At 59.9% G+C, this 17495-nt stretch carries 14 protein-coding genes and 1 tRNA gene; 13 read left to right on the top strand and 2 right to left on the bottom strand.

Annotation, left to right across the window (positions count from 1 at the left end; genetic code table 11):
• Positions 1–140 precede the first annotated feature (140 nt).
• The 11 genes from ccoN (at position 141) to QAZ22_RS07490 (ending at position 13061) form a co-directional block, all read left to right on the top strand.
• On the top strand, positions 141–1760 hold the full coding sequence (gene ccoN, locus QAZ22_RS07440) for a cytochrome-c oxidase, cbb3-type subunit I (RefSeq protein WP_063169225.1): 1620 nt from the start codon (positions 141–143) through the stop codon (positions 1758–1760).
• Complete coding sequence (gene ccoO / locus QAZ22_RS07445) at positions 1760–2491, top strand: cytochrome-c oxidase, cbb3-type subunit II (protein ID WP_063169224.1); 732 nt, start codon at positions 1760–1762, stop codon at positions 2489–2491. The genes ccoN and ccoO overlap by 1 nt, the downstream gene beginning before the upstream one ends.
• Positions 2492–2502: 11 nt before the next feature.
• A complete protein-coding gene (locus QAZ22_RS07450) occupies positions 2503–2652 on the top strand; it encodes a cbb3-type cytochrome c oxidase subunit 3 (RefSeq protein WP_024502864.1) in 150 nt (49 codons plus the stop codon).
• A gap of 2 nt (positions 2653–2654) precedes the next feature.
• Entirely contained in the window at positions 2655–3518 is an 864-nt protein-coding gene (ccoP, locus tag QAZ22_RS07455; RefSeq protein WP_063169223.1) for a cytochrome-c oxidase, cbb3-type subunit III, read from the top strand.
• 167 nt (positions 3519–3685) lie between these two features.
• Complete coding sequence (gene ccoG, locus QAZ22_RS07460) at positions 3686–5245, top strand: cytochrome c oxidase accessory protein CcoG (protein ID WP_063169222.1); 1560 nt, start codon at positions 3686–3688, stop codon at positions 5243–5245.
• Entirely contained in the window at positions 5242–5739 is a 498-nt protein-coding gene (locus QAZ22_RS07465; protein ID WP_063169221.1) for a FixH family protein, read from the top strand. Before ccoG ends, QAZ22_RS07465 begins: the two co-directional genes overlap by 4 nt.
• Positions 5736–8015 carry a cation-translocating P-type ATPase gene (locus tag QAZ22_RS07470; protein ID WP_063169220.1) on the top strand — a complete coding sequence of 760 codons (2280 nt, stop codon included), beginning with the start codon at positions 5736–5738 and terminating at the stop codon, positions 8013–8015. The genes QAZ22_RS07465 and QAZ22_RS07470 overlap by 4 nt, the downstream gene beginning before the upstream one ends.
• Positions 8016–8020: 5 nt before the next feature.
• A complete protein-coding gene (ccoS, locus tag QAZ22_RS07475) occupies positions 8021–8176 on the top strand; it encodes a cbb3-type cytochrome oxidase assembly protein CcoS (RefSeq protein WP_081714250.1) in 156 nt (51 codons plus the stop codon).
• Between the two features lie 728 nt (positions 8177–8904).
• Positions 8905–9522, top strand: a complete 618-nt coding sequence (locus QAZ22_RS07480) for a hypothetical protein (protein ID WP_063169219.1) — start codon at positions 8905–8907, stop codon at positions 9520–9522.
• Positions 9523–9802: 280 nt separating this feature from the next.
• Positions 9803–10984, top strand: a complete 1182-nt coding sequence (ubiM, locus tag QAZ22_RS07485) for a 5-demethoxyubiquinol-8 5-hydroxylase UbiM (RefSeq protein WP_024502870.1) — start codon at positions 9803–9805, stop codon at positions 10982–10984.
• A 175-nt stretch (positions 10985–11159) separates the two neighbouring features.
• Positions 11160–13061 carry an EAL domain-containing protein gene (locus QAZ22_RS07490; RefSeq protein ID WP_082826564.1) on the top strand — a complete coding sequence of 634 codons (1902 nt, stop codon included), beginning with the start codon at positions 11160–11162 and terminating at the stop codon, positions 13059–13061.
• Positions 13062–14514: 1453 nt separating this feature from the next.
• Here QAZ22_RS07490 and QAZ22_RS07495 read toward each other — a convergent pair.
• Positions 14515–15837: an integrase gene (locus QAZ22_RS07495; protein ID WP_063169217.1), complete on the bottom strand. Its 1323-nt coding sequence runs from the start codon at positions 15835–15837 to the stop codon at positions 14515–14517.
• 114 nt (positions 15838–15951) lie between these two features.
• Positions 15952–16041, bottom strand: a tRNA-Ser gene (locus QAZ22_RS07500).
• 327 nt (positions 16042–16368) lie between these two features.
• Here QAZ22_RS07500 and rplU point away from each other — a divergent pair.
• Both rplU and rpmA read left to right on the top strand, forming a co-directional pair.
• Positions 16369–17064 carry a 50S ribosomal protein L21 gene (gene rplU, locus QAZ22_RS07505; protein ID WP_278206053.1) on the top strand — a complete coding sequence of 232 codons (696 nt, stop codon included), beginning with the start codon at positions 16369–16371 and terminating at the stop codon, positions 17062–17064.
• Between the two features lie 119 nt (positions 17065–17183).
• Entirely contained in the window at positions 17184–17453 is a 270-nt protein-coding gene (gene rpmA, locus QAZ22_RS07510) for a 50S ribosomal protein L27 (protein ID WP_059189273.1), read from the top strand.
• The last annotated feature ends 42 nt before the right edge of the window (positions 17454–17495 follow it).

Genomic DNA, 17495 nt, shown 5'->3' on the forward strand with positions numbered 1-17495 from the left:
CGTTCCTCGTTCATTCGCCACCTGCTGATTGCGCCGCACAAAATCGTGCGGCCTGACATAGATCAGGGCGAGGGGGCGGCGGCTGCGCGATTAGTGCGCTGCGGATTTGGCATCCACCAGATTCGAGATCGGGATCTGCAATGAAATTCGGCACAGAGATCGTCCTTCTAAGCGTGTTCGCTTTTGCGGCCCTGGTGGCCGCCGGCTTCGGCGTGGATGAACCTTTCCGCCGACACATGTGGGTGTTGTTCTTCGCAGTGGCTGGTTTCACTGCGATCCTGTTGCGCAACACGGAGTTCAGGCCAGCAGCTCCGATTGACCCATCCGCTTACATGGATGGTCCGATCCGCTACGGCGCGATCGCCACCGTGTTCTGGGGTGTCGTCGGCATGCTGGTCGGCGTGGTGATCGCGCTGCAGCTCGCCTACCCCGATCTCAACATCCAGCCCTGGTTCAATTTCGGTCGTTTGCGGCCGTTGCACACATCCGGTGTCGTTTTCGCCTTCGGCGGCAACGCGCTGCTTTGCACGTCTCTGTATGTCGTGCAGCGCACCTGCCGCGCGCGCCTCTTCGGCCGTGATCTCGCCTGGTTCGTCTTCTGGGGCTACCAGCTGTTCATCGTCATGGCCGCGACCGGCTACCTGCTCGGCATCACCGAGGGCCGCGAGTACGCCGAACCCGAATGGTATGTGGATGTCTGGCTGACCATCGTCTGGGTCGCCTACCTCATTCTGTTCCTTGGCACGATCCTGAAGCGCAAGGAACCGCATATCTACGTGGCCAACTGGTTCTACCTGTCGTTCATCGTGACCATCGCGATGCTGCATGTGGTCAACAACCTGTCCATACCAGTCTCGTTCCCGGGCTCCAAGAGCTACTCCGCCTTTTCAGGGGTCCAGGACGCCTTGACGCAATGGTGGTACGGCCACAACGCGGTCGGCTTCTTTCTCACCGCCGGCTTCCTCGGCATGATGTATTATTTCGTGCCCAAGCAGGCGAACCGGCCAGTCTATTCGTACCGGCTGTCGATCGTCCATTTCTGGGCTATCATCTTTCTCTACATCTGGGCCGGGCCGCATCACCTGCACTACACCGCCTTGCCCGATTGGGCGCAGACGCTCGGCATGGTGTTCTCGATCATGCTGTGGATGCCGTCCTGGGGCGGCATGATCAACGGCCTGATGACGCTGTCCGGCGCCTGGGACAAGCTGCGCACCGATCCGATCATCCGCATGATGGTGATGGCCGTCGCCTTCTATGGCATGTCGACCTTCGAAGGCCCCATCATGGCGATCCGGGCGGTCAATTCGCTGTCGCATTATACCGACTGGACCATCGGGCACGTCCATTCGGGTGCGCTCGGCTGGGTCGGCATGATCTCGTTCGGCGCGATCTACTACATGGTCCCGAAGCTCTGGAACCGTCAACGGCTCTACTCGCTGAGGCTCGTCACCTGGCACTTCTGGCTGGCGACACTCGGGATCGTCGTCTACGCCGCGGTGATGTGGGTGTCCGGCATCATGCAGGGCCTGATGTGGCGCGAATATGGCGAGCAGGGCTTCCTGGTCTACTCCTTCGCCGAAACCGTCGCCGCCATGCACCCCTACTATGTCCTGCGCGCCATCGGCGGCGCCATGTACCTCTCCGGCGCCCTGATCATGGCCTGGAACATCACCAGGACCATCCTCGGCCACCAGCGCGAGGAGGAGCCGATGCCGAGCCCCGTCGCCATCCGACCTGCGCGATCAGGAGCCAGGTAATGGGCTTGATGGACAAACACGCAATCATCGAGAAGAACGCCACGCTTCTTCTCGTTGGCTCGCTGCTCGTGGTGACGGTCGGCGGCATCGTCGAGATCGCGCCTCTCTTCTATCTCGACAACACGATCGAGAAGGTGGAAGGCATGCGCCCCTATTCGCCGCTCGAACTTGTCGGGCGCAACATCTATATGCGCGAGGGCTGCTACCTCTGTCATAGCCAGATGATCAGGCCGTTCCGCGACGAAGTTGAGCGCTATGGCCACTACAGCCTGGCTGCCGAGTCCATGTACGATCACCCCTTCCAGTGGGGATCGAAGCGCACCGGGCCGGATCTCGCCAGAGTTGGCGACCGCTACTCGAATGCATGGCATGTCGCGCATCTTACCGACCCGCGCTCGGTGGTGCCGGAATCGATCATGCCGAGCTATGGGTTCCTGAAAGACACGCCGATCGACGTGAAGGATTTCTCGACGCATCTGGTCGCCAACAGGCTTGTAGCCGTCCCTTACACCGATGACATGATCGCCCACGCCAATGCGGATCTGGCGGCGCAGGCCGATCCCAATGCCGACACATCAGGCCTTGAGGCGCGTTACCCAAAAGCCAAGATCGGCGACTTCGACGGCAACCCGCAACAGGTCACCGAAATGGATGCCCTGCTCGCCTACCTGCAGATGCTTGGCACACTGGTCGACTTCAAAAATTACGACGAAGCCGCCGGCTACCGCTGAGGAGAACGCTGATGACCTACAATTTGATGCGGGCGTTTGCCGACAGCTGGGGCCTGGTTGCGATGGCGCTGTTCTTCGTGGGGTGCATCGCCTTTGCCCTACGCCCCGGCAGCCGAAGGCTGGCCGACGAAGCGGCCCGCATTCCGCTCGAGGACGAGTGATCATGAGCGACGAGCATATCGATGAAATCTCTGGCGTCTCGACCACCGGCCACGAATGGGATGGTATCCGGGAGCTGAACAACCCGCTTCCCAGATGGTGGGTTATCACTTTTTACGTCACCATTGTCTGGGCGATAGGCTACACCATTGCCTATCCAGCATGGCCTCTGTTGCACTCGGCGACAACGGGTGTGCTCGGCTATTCCAGCCGCAACGAGGTCAGGAACGAGCTGACCGCGGCTGAGGCCGCCAAGGGCAAATATATCTCGGCGGTGGAGTCCAAGAGCGTCTCGGAAATCGCCGCGGACGACGGCCTGCGCGAATTCGCAATCGCCGCCGGTGGCGCCGCTTTCAAGGTCAATTGCGTACAATGTCATGGCTCCGGCGCCCAGGGTTCCAAGGGCTTTCCCAATCTCAACGACGACGACTGGCTGTGGGGCGGCAAGGCCGAGCAGATCCAGCAGACGATTACGCACGGCATCCGCTTCGCATCCGATCCGGACACGCGCCTGTCGGAAATGCCGGCCTTCGGCGACATCATTACCGCCGACCAGATCGCACAAGTCAGCGCCTACGTGGCCAGCCTTTCCGGCAAGGTCCGCGATGCAAGTCTGATCCAACCCGGCGCCAAGGTCTTTGCCGAGAATTGCGTGGCCTGTCACGGCGACAATGCAAAAGGCAACAGGGAATTCGGCGCCCCCGACCTGACCGATGCGATCTGGCTCTATGGATCCGGTGAGACAGCCATCGCCGCACAGGTCCGTGCGCCAAAACAGGGCGTCATGCCGGCCTGGGTTGGCCGTCTCGGCGAGATCAAGGTCAAGGAACTTGCAGTTTATGTCCATTCGCTTGGCGGCGGAGAATAGGAATGGAAGGTCCTATTCTTCGGTCCCCCCTGCCAAGCGGACGAGGCCCGGCGTGAGCCGGGCCTCGACACCATCCCTAATGCGATCTGCACAACCCGGCAAGGCTATCCTACGGCGAGGCTTTACGACAGGTGCCCCTGACATTGGCTGGGAAAGTGGAGTTGCACATGCGTGACAAGACGCAGTTGACAGGGCTCGAAACAGAAACTGTCAATTCCGCCAAAACCCGCAAGCCGCTTTATGCCGCGCGTCAAAAGATCTTTCCGAAGCGCGCCTCGGGCAACTTTCGTCGCTTCAAATGGCTGGTGATGACGATCACACTTGGCATCTATTACCTGGCTGCGTGGCTGCCTTGGGCTCGCGGTCCATTTGCCCCGGACCAGGCAGTCCTGCTCGATCTCGCGAACCGGCGCTTCTACTTCTTCTTCATCGAGATATGGCCCCAGGAATTCTTCTATGTGGCCGGCCTCCTGGTCATGGCGGGCGTCGGTCTTTTCCTGATCACCTCGACTGTCGGCCGTGCCTGGTGCGGCTATGCATGCCCTCAGACGGTGTGGGTCGATCTGTTCCTCGTCGTCGAACGTGCGATAGAGGGCGACCGTAACGCTCGCATGAAACTCGATGCAGGCCCCTGGACCGCCCGCAAGCTGATGCTGCGCTTATCGAAGCACGCCGTCTGGCTGGTCATCGGTGCGGCGACCGGCGGCGCCTGGATTTTCTATTTTGCCGATGCGCCGACGCTGGTTGGCGAACTCTTCACCGGCACCGCGCCACCCGTCGCCTACATCACTGTCGCCGTGCTGACGGCTACCACCTACACGTTCGGCGGTCTGATGCGCGAGCAGGTCTGCACCTACATGTGCCCATGGCCGCGCATCCAGGCAGCGATGCTCGACGAAAGTTCTCTCACCGTCACCTACAATGACTGGCGCGGCGAACCGCGTTCTCGCCACGCCAAGAAGGTCCTTGCCGCAGGGCTGCCGGTCGGTGACTGCGTCGACTGCAATGCCTGCGTCGCGGTCTGCCCGATGGGGATCGACATCCGCGATGGCCAGCAGATGGAATGCATCACCTGCGCGCTGTGCATAGACGCCTGCGACGGGGTCATGGACAAGCTCGGCAAGGAGCGCGGGCTGATCTCCTATGCGACACTGTCCGACTACAACGCCAACATGATGCTGGCGACCGCGGGCGGCTCCAGTTCAGTCAACCCGTCGCAGGTCAGGACCGCTGATGGCCTGTTCTCCGACAAGGTGGCGCATTTCCATATCCGCAAGATCTTTCGGCCACGCACCTACGTCTACATGGGTATCTGGTCGCTGATCGGCCTGGGTCTGCTCTATTCGCTGCTGACGCGCGATCGGCTCGAAGTCAACGTGCTGCATGATCGCAATCCGCAATTTGTCACGCTGTCCGACGGCTCGATCCGCAACGGCTACACCGTCAAGCTGCTCAACATGATCCCCGAGCCAAGGACGATCGTTGTCGCGATTCAAGGCTTGCAGGGCGCCGAGATGAGCGTGGTCGGCGACGACATCCCGGAAGGCCGTTCTTTTGCCATTCCGGTCGAACCCGACCGCCTGAAAATGCTGAAGGTCTTCGTGCGCCAGCCGGCGGATCAAATCCAGGGCACAGCGCAGACCTTCAAGTTCCGTGTCGAGGACAAGGCGAGCTTCGAGGCGGACGAATACACCGCCACCTTCAACGCGCCGGAGACTGCCAGATGACCGCTAACGCTGAAAAACCCCGCGTATTCACCGGCAGGCACATGCTGGCCATCATCCTAGCCTTTTTCGGGGTGGTCATCGCGGTCAATCTGACGATGGCAACGCTCGCCAACACGAGCTGGACCGGCCTTGTCGTCGAAAACACCTATGTGGCGAGCCAGCAGTTCAACAAGAAGGCCGAGGAGGGGCGGGCGCAGGCAGCGCTCGGCTGGACCGGCAAGCTGACCATCGCATGGGGCGAGGTCCGCTATAGCCTTACCGACGCCGTCGGCAAGCCGATTGCCTTGCATGGCGTCAAGGTGCTGTTTCGCCATCCCGCCTACGAGAAAGAGGACAAGGCGGTCAACCTCGCCCTCGCCTCCGGCCAGGAATTCGCAGCCCAGCACATGCCGAAGGATGGCGTCTGGATCGTCGAAGTCGACGCTGACGCCGGTCTGGCCGAGCCCTACCGCGAAGTCCGCAGGATCATGATTTCCCATGGAGCGCTGAAATGAGTTGTTGTGCACCGGGCGCCGAAATGGCGCTTGATCTGGGCAGCACCACGTCGGTCCTGCCGTCTAGTCAAGAGATCAGGCTGGCGAGCCGATCGCTTGGAGATGATCTCCGCCAAACCGATCTTTCGGTGCCGAGCGTTCATTGCGCAGCTTGTATCCAGACGATCGAGACGGCGTTGGGAACGCTCGATCGCGTCGAGAGCGCCCGCGTCAACCTGTCGACGAAACGGGTCTCGGTCCGCTGGCGTGGCGACGAGGTTCCACCGTTCGTCGCCGCGCTTGGACGGCTCGGCTACCAGGCGCATCTCTTCGCCCCCGAGATTGATGAAAAGGACAGGACGCTTTCGGAGTTGATCCGCGCCGTCGCGGTTGCCGGGTTCGCGGCGGGCAATATCATGCTGCTTTCGGTCTCTGTCTGGTCCGGGGCCGAAGGGGCTACCCGCGACCTGTTTCACTGGGTCTCCGCATTGATCGCCATCCCAGCGCTCGCCTTCGCCGGCGGCATCTTCTTCCGCTCGGCCTGGAATGCACTGCGCCACGGCCGCATGAACATGGACGTGCCGATCGCGGTCGGAGTGTCGCTCGCTTACGCCATGAGCCTCTATGAGACGATCAACCATGGCGACCACGCCTATTTCGACGCGTCGGTTTCGCTGCTTTTTTTCCTTTTGATCGGCAGGACGCTGGATCACGTGATGCGCGAACGTGCCCGCACCGCGGTGAAAGGCCTGTCGCAGCTGGCCGCACGCGGCGCCATGGTGCTGCGCGGCGATGGCGCGCGCGACTATCTGCCGGTTGGCGAGATCGAACCGGGGATGCAGCTGCTGATCGCGGCCGGTGAAAGGATCCCCGTCGACGGCAAGATCATCCACGGAGCGTCTGATCTCGACTGCTCGCTGGCCTCAGGCGAAAGCGCGCCGAAAAACGTGGCGCCGGGCGAAGCCGTGCAGGCCGGCGTGCTCAATCTTACCGGCCCGCTGACGATCGAGGCGACCGCCGCCGCGAAGGATTCGTTCCTCGCCGAAATGGTTCGGCTGATGGAAGCCGCAGAGGGCGGTCGCGCGCACTATCGCCGCATCGCTGATCGCGTGTCGGCACTCTACGCGCCCGTGGTTCATCTCACCGCCTTCGTGACATTCCTGGGTTGGATGGCGGCGACGGGCGACTGGCACCGGGCGATGACGATCGCCATTGCCGTTCTGATCATCACCTGCCCGTGCGCGCTCGGCCTCGCCGTACCGATCGTTCAGGTGGTCGCCGCGCGGCGTCTGTTCGAGAACGGCATCATGGTCAAGGACGGTTCGGCCATGGAGCGCCTGGCGACGATTGATAACGCAGTGTTCGACAAGACCGGAACGCTCACGCTCGGACAACCCCGGCTCCTCAATGCATCGTCGATCGATCCGGCCATGCTGGCAATCGCGGCAGACATGGCCGCGCACTCGCGTCACCCGTTTTCAAAGGCCATAACCGGCTTTGCCGCTCCTGGCGGGCAACACAAATTCGATGCCGTCACAGAGCATCCGGGGTTCGGGATCGAAGCCACTGTCGCCGGAAGCATCTGGCGGCTGGGTCGACGCGGATGGGCTGGATGGAAGGCCCGGACCGGTGGTGAAGGCAACCATGGCTATGGCGGAACGGTGCTGACAAAAGACGGGTTCATTGTCGCGACCTTCGATTTCGAGGATGCGCTGCGCGCCGACGCGGCGGCGGCGATCAAGCGATTGAACGATACTGGGGTGTCGATGCAAATGCTGTCGGGCGATACCGCAGGTGCCTGCGGTGAAGTTGCAAGAATGCTGGGTGTCGAGGACTTCGTTCCGTGCCTGCTGCCGTCGGGCAAGGTCGAGCGCATCGAGACCCTGGCGAAAGACGGACACAAGGTTCTGATGGTTGGCGACGGCCTCAACGACACGCCGGCGCTGAGCGCGGCGCATGTCTCGATCGCTCCGGCCACCGCCGCCGACATTGGCCGCAATGCCGCCGACTTCGTATTCCTGCGCGAAAGCCTTCTGGCAGTGCCTCTCGCGCTGGACGTCTCGCGCAAGGCGGGACACCTGATCCGCCAGAACATCGCGATTGCGATCGTCTACAATGCCGTCGCCGTGCCGATCGCCATCCTGGGCCACGCCACGCCTTTGTTAGCGGCGATTGCCATGTCTGCCTCATCGGTGCTTGTTATTGGAAACGCATTGCGCTTGCACGGCTTCGGGGCGAATGCGACGCTGCAAGTTATTCAAAAAGTCGGACGCTCCGCAGTCAGCTATTCGGCATAATCCTCGTGACGACGTTGCTCTATCTCATACCAGTGGCCCTTTTTCTGGGTGCACTGGGTGTGTCCGGCTTCGTCTGGGCATTGCGAAGCGGTCAATACGAAGATCTCGACGGAGCCGCCGAGCGGATACTAATTGATCGGGACGACAAACCGGAACGCTGATTTCAATCCGCTGTGCATAAGATGCGCGGATCGCGCTCGTCAGTCGAGCCGGCTCGGTCGGGAACAAGCTGTCCATGCTCCATGCTCCATGCTCCATGCTCCATGCTCCATGACCATCTTGACCTAAGCTGCACACTACATTTGTGAAAAGCCTCTGTCGTGCGAAGGACTGCCTCCCATTGCACCCAGTATGAGGCGTGTGATGCCACGAGAGTACCTCGCGTGGCCGGACGAGAGCTTGGCAATGTGCGCACGGGTTCCAAAGTGGAACGTCACGGTCGATCACCTGACCGTGAACCGCCAGTGCCGATTGGTCATGTCTGGCTGATCCAGATCAGGGTCATACTCATCGGCGTGGTCTATTGACCAGTCTTCGACGGAGAAATGCATGACTTACGGAAAGATTGGTCGTCATTATCAGCACCTTCACGGTTCTGGGTTTTCTGTCGTGTGGTCGGCCATGCCTTGTGCTTACGGCGCAGCCATTAGCTGACCGGCGTCGTGTGTATCTCGCTTGCTGGCTGACCATCCGCGTGGCTTGCGCGGACAGGGGGCCGATCAACAGCTTTCGCCTTTGATGGGTTGTGTGCGTCGTTGCCGATCCATCCCGATTCCCGGCCCGCGCCTTGAGGCTATGCGACGGTACCGGAACCCAGCGCACGTCACGCGGTTCCGCGCGCGTGGTGTCCGCTCGTCACGACGATGAACGAACAAGCGGCTGGAGTACCATGAACACCGTACACATCATCGACTGCCACAATGCAAATGACTACTTCGCCGACAGGCAAGAGGGACCGATCGTGCAGCACTTGTTAAAGGCTGTCAACATCCGCGCGGAGCTCCAAATGGCGTTGAACCGAACGAAATTTGGTGAGGCTGTAGTACGAGCGATGGAGGCGGAGTGCGACGTGCTTCACATCGCCGGGCACGGCAATGGTGACGGGATCGCTTCGTCCAGTGGGCGAAGTGGCCTTCTTTGGGCTGACTTCGTAAAAATGTTCCAGGGCTCGCATCCAGCGCCGAAGATCCTCGTGATGTCAACGTGCTGCGGAGCATCATCGGGGTTGGGACGTGCGTTTTCGAAATCGATCAACCGTCCGAAGTTGATCATTGGTTCGAGTGACGCGCGCTATTTCGACGACTATGTCGCCGCGTGGGCTTTGCTCTATCGGCGACTGAATTGCAAGGACATCGACATCGAAGCCATGCAGCAGGTTCTTGATGAGATATGCGCGGTCGTGGATAAAAGTTTCCGCTACCTTGGCTGGGATGACGAGAGAGAGCGCTACGTTCGATACCCTCACCCTCGCAAGAGAGCCCGCTTCGACGTCGTGGAGCGTGAGTAGTATGCGCAAGGGTTCCAGGTGGAATGTGGCGATCGATGCGGCGCGGCCGTCGCTGACCAGCGTCGCGAGTGTCTCGCTTGCTGGCGGCGATCTGCGCGGCTGCGCGGCGAAAGGGCGGGATCGGTTAGCCGCATCCACCTCTGAGCGCTTTGAGTGCTTCGTTGCCGATCGATGCGAATCTCCCGGCCCAGCGCCTTTAGGCAATGCGGCGGGCACGGAGCTCATGTCACTCGGCTCAGTTCCACCGTTACACGAGGATAGGCGACCGGATGGCGGCACGCTGATGGGCTCTGACGATAATTTTGACATCGTTGTCGTTGGAGCCGGCCCGGTCGGCCTTTCGTTCGCTGCGTCGCTTGCCCAAAGCGAACTCAAGGTGGCAGTTGTTGAACAGAACACATTCGATAGTCTGGCGAATCCGGCTTTCGATGGTCGCGAAATCGCGCTGACCAACGCTTCGATCAGAACCCTTCGCGAGCTCGGCGCCTGGGATGTCATCCCGGCTTCGGACAAATCAGCACTTCAAGGCGCGCGCGTGCTCAACGGCTCGAGCGCATTCGCTCTTCGTTTCGATCCTCCCAGCAACTCTGGAGAACCGCTGGGGGTTTTGGTTCCAAATTGCCGGATCCGCGAGGCGCTGTTCAAAATCGTCCGCTTGCAGGATCGCGCCCGGCTGTTGTGCGGCCACTCGGTCGTCGATGCAACAAACAGCCAAGAAGGAGCAGTCGTAACGCTCTCTAATGGCGCGCGTTTAACTGCTCGGCTGGTTGTTGCCGCGGATTCGCGTTTGTCCGCCACGCGTGATCTGCTAGGCATCGGCGCCGATATCAACCGGCTTGGCCACTCGATGCTGATTTGCCGAGTGAGGCACGAGCGCGCCCACCACCAGATCGCCATCGAATGGTTCGATCACCATCAGACGATAGCGATATTGCCCCTCGCGGAGGGCATGTCGTCGCTGCTGCTCACATTGCGCTCAAACGAGGCCTATAGACTGCTTGCCTTCGATGATGATTTGTTCCTGTCGGAGTTGACGAAACGGTGTCGAGGGCGCCTTGGAAAAATGACCTTGGCAAGCAAGCGCCACACCTATCCGCTGGTCACGACCTGGGCGCACAAATTCCGGGCGCCGAGCGCCGCACTCATCGGCGACGCTGCCATCGGCATGCACCCGGTGACCGCTCACGGATTCAACATCGGTCTCAGCAGCCAGAAGCAACTCGCCCGTGGAATCATGACTGCGTGCCGCGACGGCCGCAATGTTGGCGACCCCGACATGCTGCATATATACGAAAGGCGGCTGCGCCTGTCGGCGGCGCCGCTCTACCATGCAACGAACATATTGGTTGGACTCTACTCCAGAGACCACCTGGCGGCACGGCTTGCAAGGCATCTGGGGCTTCGCTTTGCCCAACATGTTCCCCTTGTCCGGCATGGGATTTCGGCGGAGCTCCAGCGGTGATACTGCACCAGCAGTCGCATTTTTGCGCGTGCTGGGCGAGCGATGAGAGAGTGCATGATGCACCGGAGTAATCCTGCTCCCCGACGCTGATCTCCGATTGAAGAATTAACCCGTCCTTCAGGGGGGCTGCATAGGCTGCGGACAAGCAGGAGTAAGCAAGCTGACCCGTCCAGCCTTGGAAAAAGAAGATCCGCTGGAGGCGAGAATCCTTCAGGACCAGCTCGCTGATCTGAGGGCAGGCCTTTTCGTCTCAATGCCGATAAGCATTGTGCTGTCCGGGCTGATTTTGACCGTGCAGGCCCTTTCCGGGAACGGTCTTGCTGGCGCGGCCTGGTTTTCGGTCGTTAATGCGATAAATGCCGCCCGCCTTGCACTCGCCCGTCATCAGCTGAAGGAACCCGGAGTCCAGGATGATCTGACACGGGTTTGGCTGCGGCTTCGCTGGTTTGGCAGGCTTGCTCTTCTGGCGGGATTCACCTGGTCATTCCTTGCCGTCCTAACGGCTGGATACACGACGTCTCAAGCATCGCTGCATCTAATAATTCTGGCGGGCATTTCAGCTGGCGCGGTCACGTACGGCAGCTCATATGCTGCGGCAGCGATATGCTTCATCACACCGCCACTCCTCATTGCCGCCGCATGTTTGCTGACGAAGGGAGCCCCGGAAAACTACATTCTGGCTTTTGCCGTCCTGCTTTTCGAGGGCGGCCTGGTTCGATCCTCGTTCGTTGGACAAGCGCGCTTCCGTGACGCGAGCCGCCTGAGACATCAAGCCGAGCGGCTTGCCGCGGAAATGGAGCGCAATTCCAGGGAGGACCATCTTACCGCGCTCCTCAACAGGCGGGGCCTCGAACATGCAATCGATCAGTTTGAGAACACCGATGGACCCTTTGTGGCCATGCTGATTGATCTGGACGGGTTCAAATCTGTCAACGATACCTACGGTCACAGAACGGGTGACGAGCTGCTTGCCAGGATCGCCCGCCGAATAGAGGAAGAAGCACCGGAGGGCTCAACGCTCGCCCGCATCGGTGGGGATGAATTCGTGCTGGTTTTTTCTTCGCGAAAGAATTCTCCTTCTCCCACCAATCTCGCGTCCAATCTCATAGCCAAGCTTGCTCGCCCCTATCCTGGGATCGCATCAGTCCGCATTGGAGCGTCTATAGGAATCTACTTGGCTGAAAACCCCGGACTAACGGAAATGTTGTTGCGGGCCGACATCGCCCTTTACACAGCTAAGCGCCGCGGCAGGAATGAATTTTGTCTGTTCGATGCCGAGCTAGCCCGGGAGTTGCAACGCCGCCAGTCAATCGAACGCGATCTTCATTCGGCGATAACGATGAGAAGCTTGGTCGCTTGGTTTCAGCCAATCGTAAGACTCGAAACTGAAGCCGTCGTCAGTTTTGAAGCCTTGCTAAGATGGTCTCACCCGCTTCACGGTCCCATTTCTCCGCCCGAGATCATGACAGCGGCACGCGAAACTGGAATGCTTCAGCTGCTAACTCAAACGGTATTCGCCGACTGTTGCGCTCTTATCGAGGGCTTGGTCAAAGCTGACCGTCGTGATGTTCGTGTGGCGATGAATGTTTCACCGTGCGAGTTGGAAGCTGGCGATATTGACGAGATGATTCTTAATGGTCTGGCGGCAAAAGACCTCCCTGCAACGATGTTCGACATCGAGATTACCGAAGAAGCCCCAGTGGATCCGGACAGAGTGGATGAAAAGCTCGCCCGGCTTTCACATGCTGGCATTTCTATCGCGCTCGATGACTTCGGCACCGGTTTTTCGACGTTGGCATCGCTCAAGGACAGTCGGATCAGGAAGGTGAAAATAGATCAGGGCTTCGTTCGCGGCTTAGCCAAGTCCCGGGAGAATCGGCTGCTTGTCAAAGCGGTGATTGATCTTGGTAGGACGCTCGGGATCGAGGTCATGGCCGAGGGCGTTGAAACAGAGGCAGATCGGCAAACTCTGTACAAGCTTGGCTGCAGAACCGCGCAGGGCTTCCTGTTCTCTAAGGCAGTGCCTCTCCATTTGGCACTTGATTCGGTAGTAAAAGAGCACGCGAAGGAGTTGTGACCGGCCTCTCCGTCCGTGCTGCTCGCGGAACTTTCATGTGGGGTGGACCTGACGCGCGAAAGCCGTTTCGGACGGTAGAGTTATTACGGGGGCGAAACTGAGCACGTGGTTTGGATAGCAGCAATCCGGTCCACCGGCGCACATGCAGCGGCTTCATACAAGCGTTCAAGTTGCGAGATGAGCTTGAGTGAACGACGTCGGAGAATTGCGTCCTTTGGACGCTGGTTTCGCGGTTCCCGTAGGATTCGATTACGGGAAGCGTTCTTGGCTGCTTCTCGGCTCAGCGCTCATCGGGATGAACAACGTACCCGCGGTCAAGGTCTTCGCGACCTCAACCCAGTCACCATCCCGCAACAGCAGCGGTCGGGTCCTGATCAAGCGCTCAGCCTCAGCACAGGTGCTGGAGCAACGGTAGAGCGCGGAAAACGTGTATCGGAATGCGCTGGCTCACCATAGGAAGCTGCCACGGCATGTCGAATGTCCCCAGGGGGCGGACCGTTCCCTTGCATTTGTCTCGATGACGGGCTCTCAAAGCTAAAGCCAAGAGAGCTTTATAAAAATCGCACCCGATCGGCTGCGCAACGACGACCAGCTGAGGCCCGATCGGGTGCTAAGGTCGTGCCAAAAAAGGCGCGTCACTGTCGCATTTCTAGCCGGCTTGCGATCGGACGTCATCTCTTGGCGATCGCTGCCCCTTCTCTCAAATGCGCTTAGCGGCGCCGATGGCGAATAGCGCAAGCTTTTCCACCCGTTTCTACTCCACTACCGAGACTCGTCACCAACCTCCTTTTATTCGCTTCCATATGGCCCATCCTGTCTCCAATCGAGGAGGAGCGCGAACATGGGCCAAGCCGTAGAACGTCTCAGTCTCGGGAATTCTTCTGCTCGCCAAACTGCCGTTGTCGCCGGCACCATATTTGGCAGGGTGACAGTGCACGACAAGATATCAGGCGTTCTTGTCTGGGCTGAACTATGCTTGCAAGCCATAACCCAAAAATCGCCGATCCCTTTGAATTCGAGCCGGATGAATGGGTGTTTCAAAATTTTTGGCGGTTTTAGGCAGAACCCTCCGATGGCCCGCGTACCGGTCAAGCTTCGTGAGCACTTTAGGTTCGTCGATCAGGCATAGGTTTCTTTCCCATGCCACATGCTGGCCGTTTGCCTAGTTCGGAAGCCCTCGAGAGGCGTTGCTCGTCTTGGTATGGCGTCGCCCCTTTTTCCGATCCATCGGCCACGGAGCTAGAATGGTGTCTAGCTGTTGCCGCCTACTTGGTCATCCGGCATGGAGATGCCTATATACCGACCTTCGAAAGGCTGGAATACGAGGTCGAACAAATGCGGCGGAAGCTCGGAAATCGCGAGCGAGCGCAGCGCGTGCTGGCCACGCTCAACCTAAATGGCTCGGACAGCTGGAGCCGTGAGGTTGGTTCTCAAGGCCTGGATGGCGCCGCAATCACATTCGCCCGGGCGGGGTAAAAGCGATTTTTTGGAGCCACTCGCGCTTTTGCGCTAACGAAGGTCCCGCGCCGTATTTGGGCCGGATCCATTTGTGGCCCATCAGAGAAGCAATTACCTTCTCCGGCGCCTCAACTGCCGTCAGCCGGTCCTCGAAAGTGTGTCGCAGGCTATAAAGACTATGCTCGGAAGTCGGCAGAAGTTCCTTGCTGGCGAGCACCTTGTTGACGAGCGCTGAAAGTGACGCGGCCTTGTCGCGATAACGAGGAAAGCCGTCCGGATGGAGCTTGATGGCTGCAAGTGCGCCGCCAACCAAGGGAATGTCACGGGCTGAATGACCGGTCTTCAAGCGACGGCCATTGGGGCGCACCCGCACATGCGGGATTTCTCGATCGAGGTGGATTGTTTCGGTGGTGAGGTTTGCCGCTTCAGAAAGCCTGAGTCCGGTATCGGCAATCACATAGATTAGATGGCGGGCTTCGTCATTGAGTCCGTCGAGCGCGCCTTCAGCGAGTATCTTCTCCTGAATGAACTCCGCTGTGAACGCAGCGCGTTGCCCGGGGACGGCGCCGGAAAGACGCAGGTTTCGAAAAACCGGCTCCAGCTTGAGCTGGTGAGTCAGATCGACGACGCGCAGCATTTTCGAAACATGGCCGATGTCCTTGTTGGCCGTACCGATATCAAGTCCATCCTCAACGATCCGCTTTTGCCACCACTCGCGGAACGCGATTGCGTCGTCCCGAGTGAGGCTTGCGATCTCCTTGTCGCCAATGACTCCAACCAGATTGGCAACTGCGCGCTTTTTGGGGTTACGCCATTTCTTGATTTGGTTGGGCGACATGGTCAGCAAGTTCTGTTGCTCGATCGTCTCGAATTCCTTGATAAGACCGCTCAGGCGGACCGCTGGCCGCTTCTCCCCACCCATGACGGCCGAGACGTCCTGCGCGTCCTCGATCGATTTTTTGTCGAGGAGCAGCTTGATACGGGCCATGAGTTCGTCGAGCGGCCCCGCTGCTAGTTCCTCGTTAGTGCGATAGGCCAATCCAAATGACCGCGCGCGCTTCCTCGCGGCTTCGAAACGCAGCCCCGCCTCGGCGGATTGGCCTTCCCGCAGTCTACGCCAATACGCCTCCAGCCCCGCGCCGAGGCTTTGCACTGCATCTCGCGCCCGTACACCGCGGGGATCGTCAGCCACGGCGACGCCCGTGGAAATGCGTACTAGGCAGCGGCGATCAAACGCCGCGAATTCCTTCGGCACCCTGCGGACGAGATACCAGATGCCTTCACGTTTATGCGGCTTTGGCGCTGCGGAACGTCGCATTATCTTTCTCTAATGTTACACAGTTTGTTACACAGTCTAAGATATGTTTCGCTTCGTGCTGGTCAAGCGCAACAAGGAAGCTTTTGAAAGGAAAGGATTTTTATGGAAGCTAAATGGCGGAGAGGGAGGGATTCGAACCCCCGATACCCTTGCGAGTATGCCGCATTTCGAGTGCGGTGCATTCGACCACTCTGCCACCTCTCCGCGAGGTCATGGTCGGCCGTTGCCGGCGCGGCGCACTAGATAACGGCTGGCTGCCGCAGTTACAAGGCCTTATTCGACCGATTTCCCGCTTCTTGGAAAAGCGTCGGCGAGGCGACGACGATCTTCGCCGGCAACGCGGCTCGCGGCATTCTCCGAGGGCAGGGTCCGCTTGCCTTGACTCTTTCGCAACCTTCGGTTAGGGACAGCCCGCATTCGGCGTGGGGCCTTCTCCGCGCCGCTTGTTTTTTGAACCCGCAGACTGACAAAAAGACGGCCGAGCCGCTTCAAGCGGCTCATCAAGGCCGACCGAACAGCGAAAGGCAAAAAATGTTCGCAGTCATCAAAACGGGCGGCAAGCAGTATCGCGTCGCCGCCAACGATCTGTTGAAGATCGAGAAAGTCGAAGCCAAGGTCGGCGAGATCGTCGAGATCGGCAATGTGCTCGCGCATGGCGAGGGCGAGAACGTGACGTTCGGCGCGCCGTTCGTCGATGGCGCCATGGTCACGGCGGAAGTCGTCGAGCAGGGCAAGAACCGCACCGTCATCGCTTTCAAGAAGCGCCGCCGCCAGAATTCGCGCCGCCGGATCGGCCATCGCCAGCTTTTGACCACCGTCAGGATCTCCGAGATCCTGCTGGGCGGCGCCAAGCCGGCCAAGAAGGCCGCCGCGAAAGCCGAGGCCAAGGCGCCGGAGGCCAAGGCCGAGGTCGCCGCCGAGGCGAAGGCAGAGGCCGCGCCGAAGGAGGCCAAGGCCAAGAAGGAAGCCAAGGCCGAGGCTTCGAGCGAAGAGGCCAAGGCCGCGCCGCTGTTCAAGGCGCCGAAGGGCGAGCCGGACGACCTCACGGTCATCAAGGGCATCGGCCCGGTCGCGGCGAAGGACCTCGCCGAACAGGGCATCGTCACCTTCGCGCAGCTCGCCAAGCTCACCGACAAGGATGTCGCCAAGATCGACGAGCACATGCCGTTCAGCGCCGACCAGATCAAGGACTGGCGCGAGCAGGCCAAGGAACTGGCGAAGAAGTAAGACGAGCGAAGAAAGTTAAGACGGGCCGGCGACAATCATCGCCGGTACGCACTTGAAACGGAACGCGAACGCGTTCATAAGACCATTCAAGCGCCTCACGGCGCATCGGAGTTAGTTAGATGGCACACAAGAAAGCTGGCGGTTCGTCGCGCAACGGTCGCGACTCGCACTCCAAGCGGCTCGGCGTGAAGAAGTTCGGCGGCGAAGCAGTCGTTGCCGGCAACATCATCATTCGTCAGCGCGGCACGCAATGGCATCCGGGCACCAACGTTGGCATGGGCACGGACCACACCCTTTTCGCACTCGAAGCAGGCGCAGTCGCCTTCAACAAGAAAGCCAACGGCCGAACCTACGTGTCGGTAAACCCGATTACCAAAGCAGCGGAGTAGCCGGTTCCGCACCATAACACCGGCGCCCATCTCGGGAACCGG

Origin of the sequence: Mesorhizobium sp. WSM4906 (assembly GCF_029674625.1) — a bacterium.
In the GTDB taxonomy this organism is placed as follows: Bacteria; Pseudomonadota; Alphaproteobacteria; order Rhizobiales; family Rhizobiaceae; genus Mesorhizobium.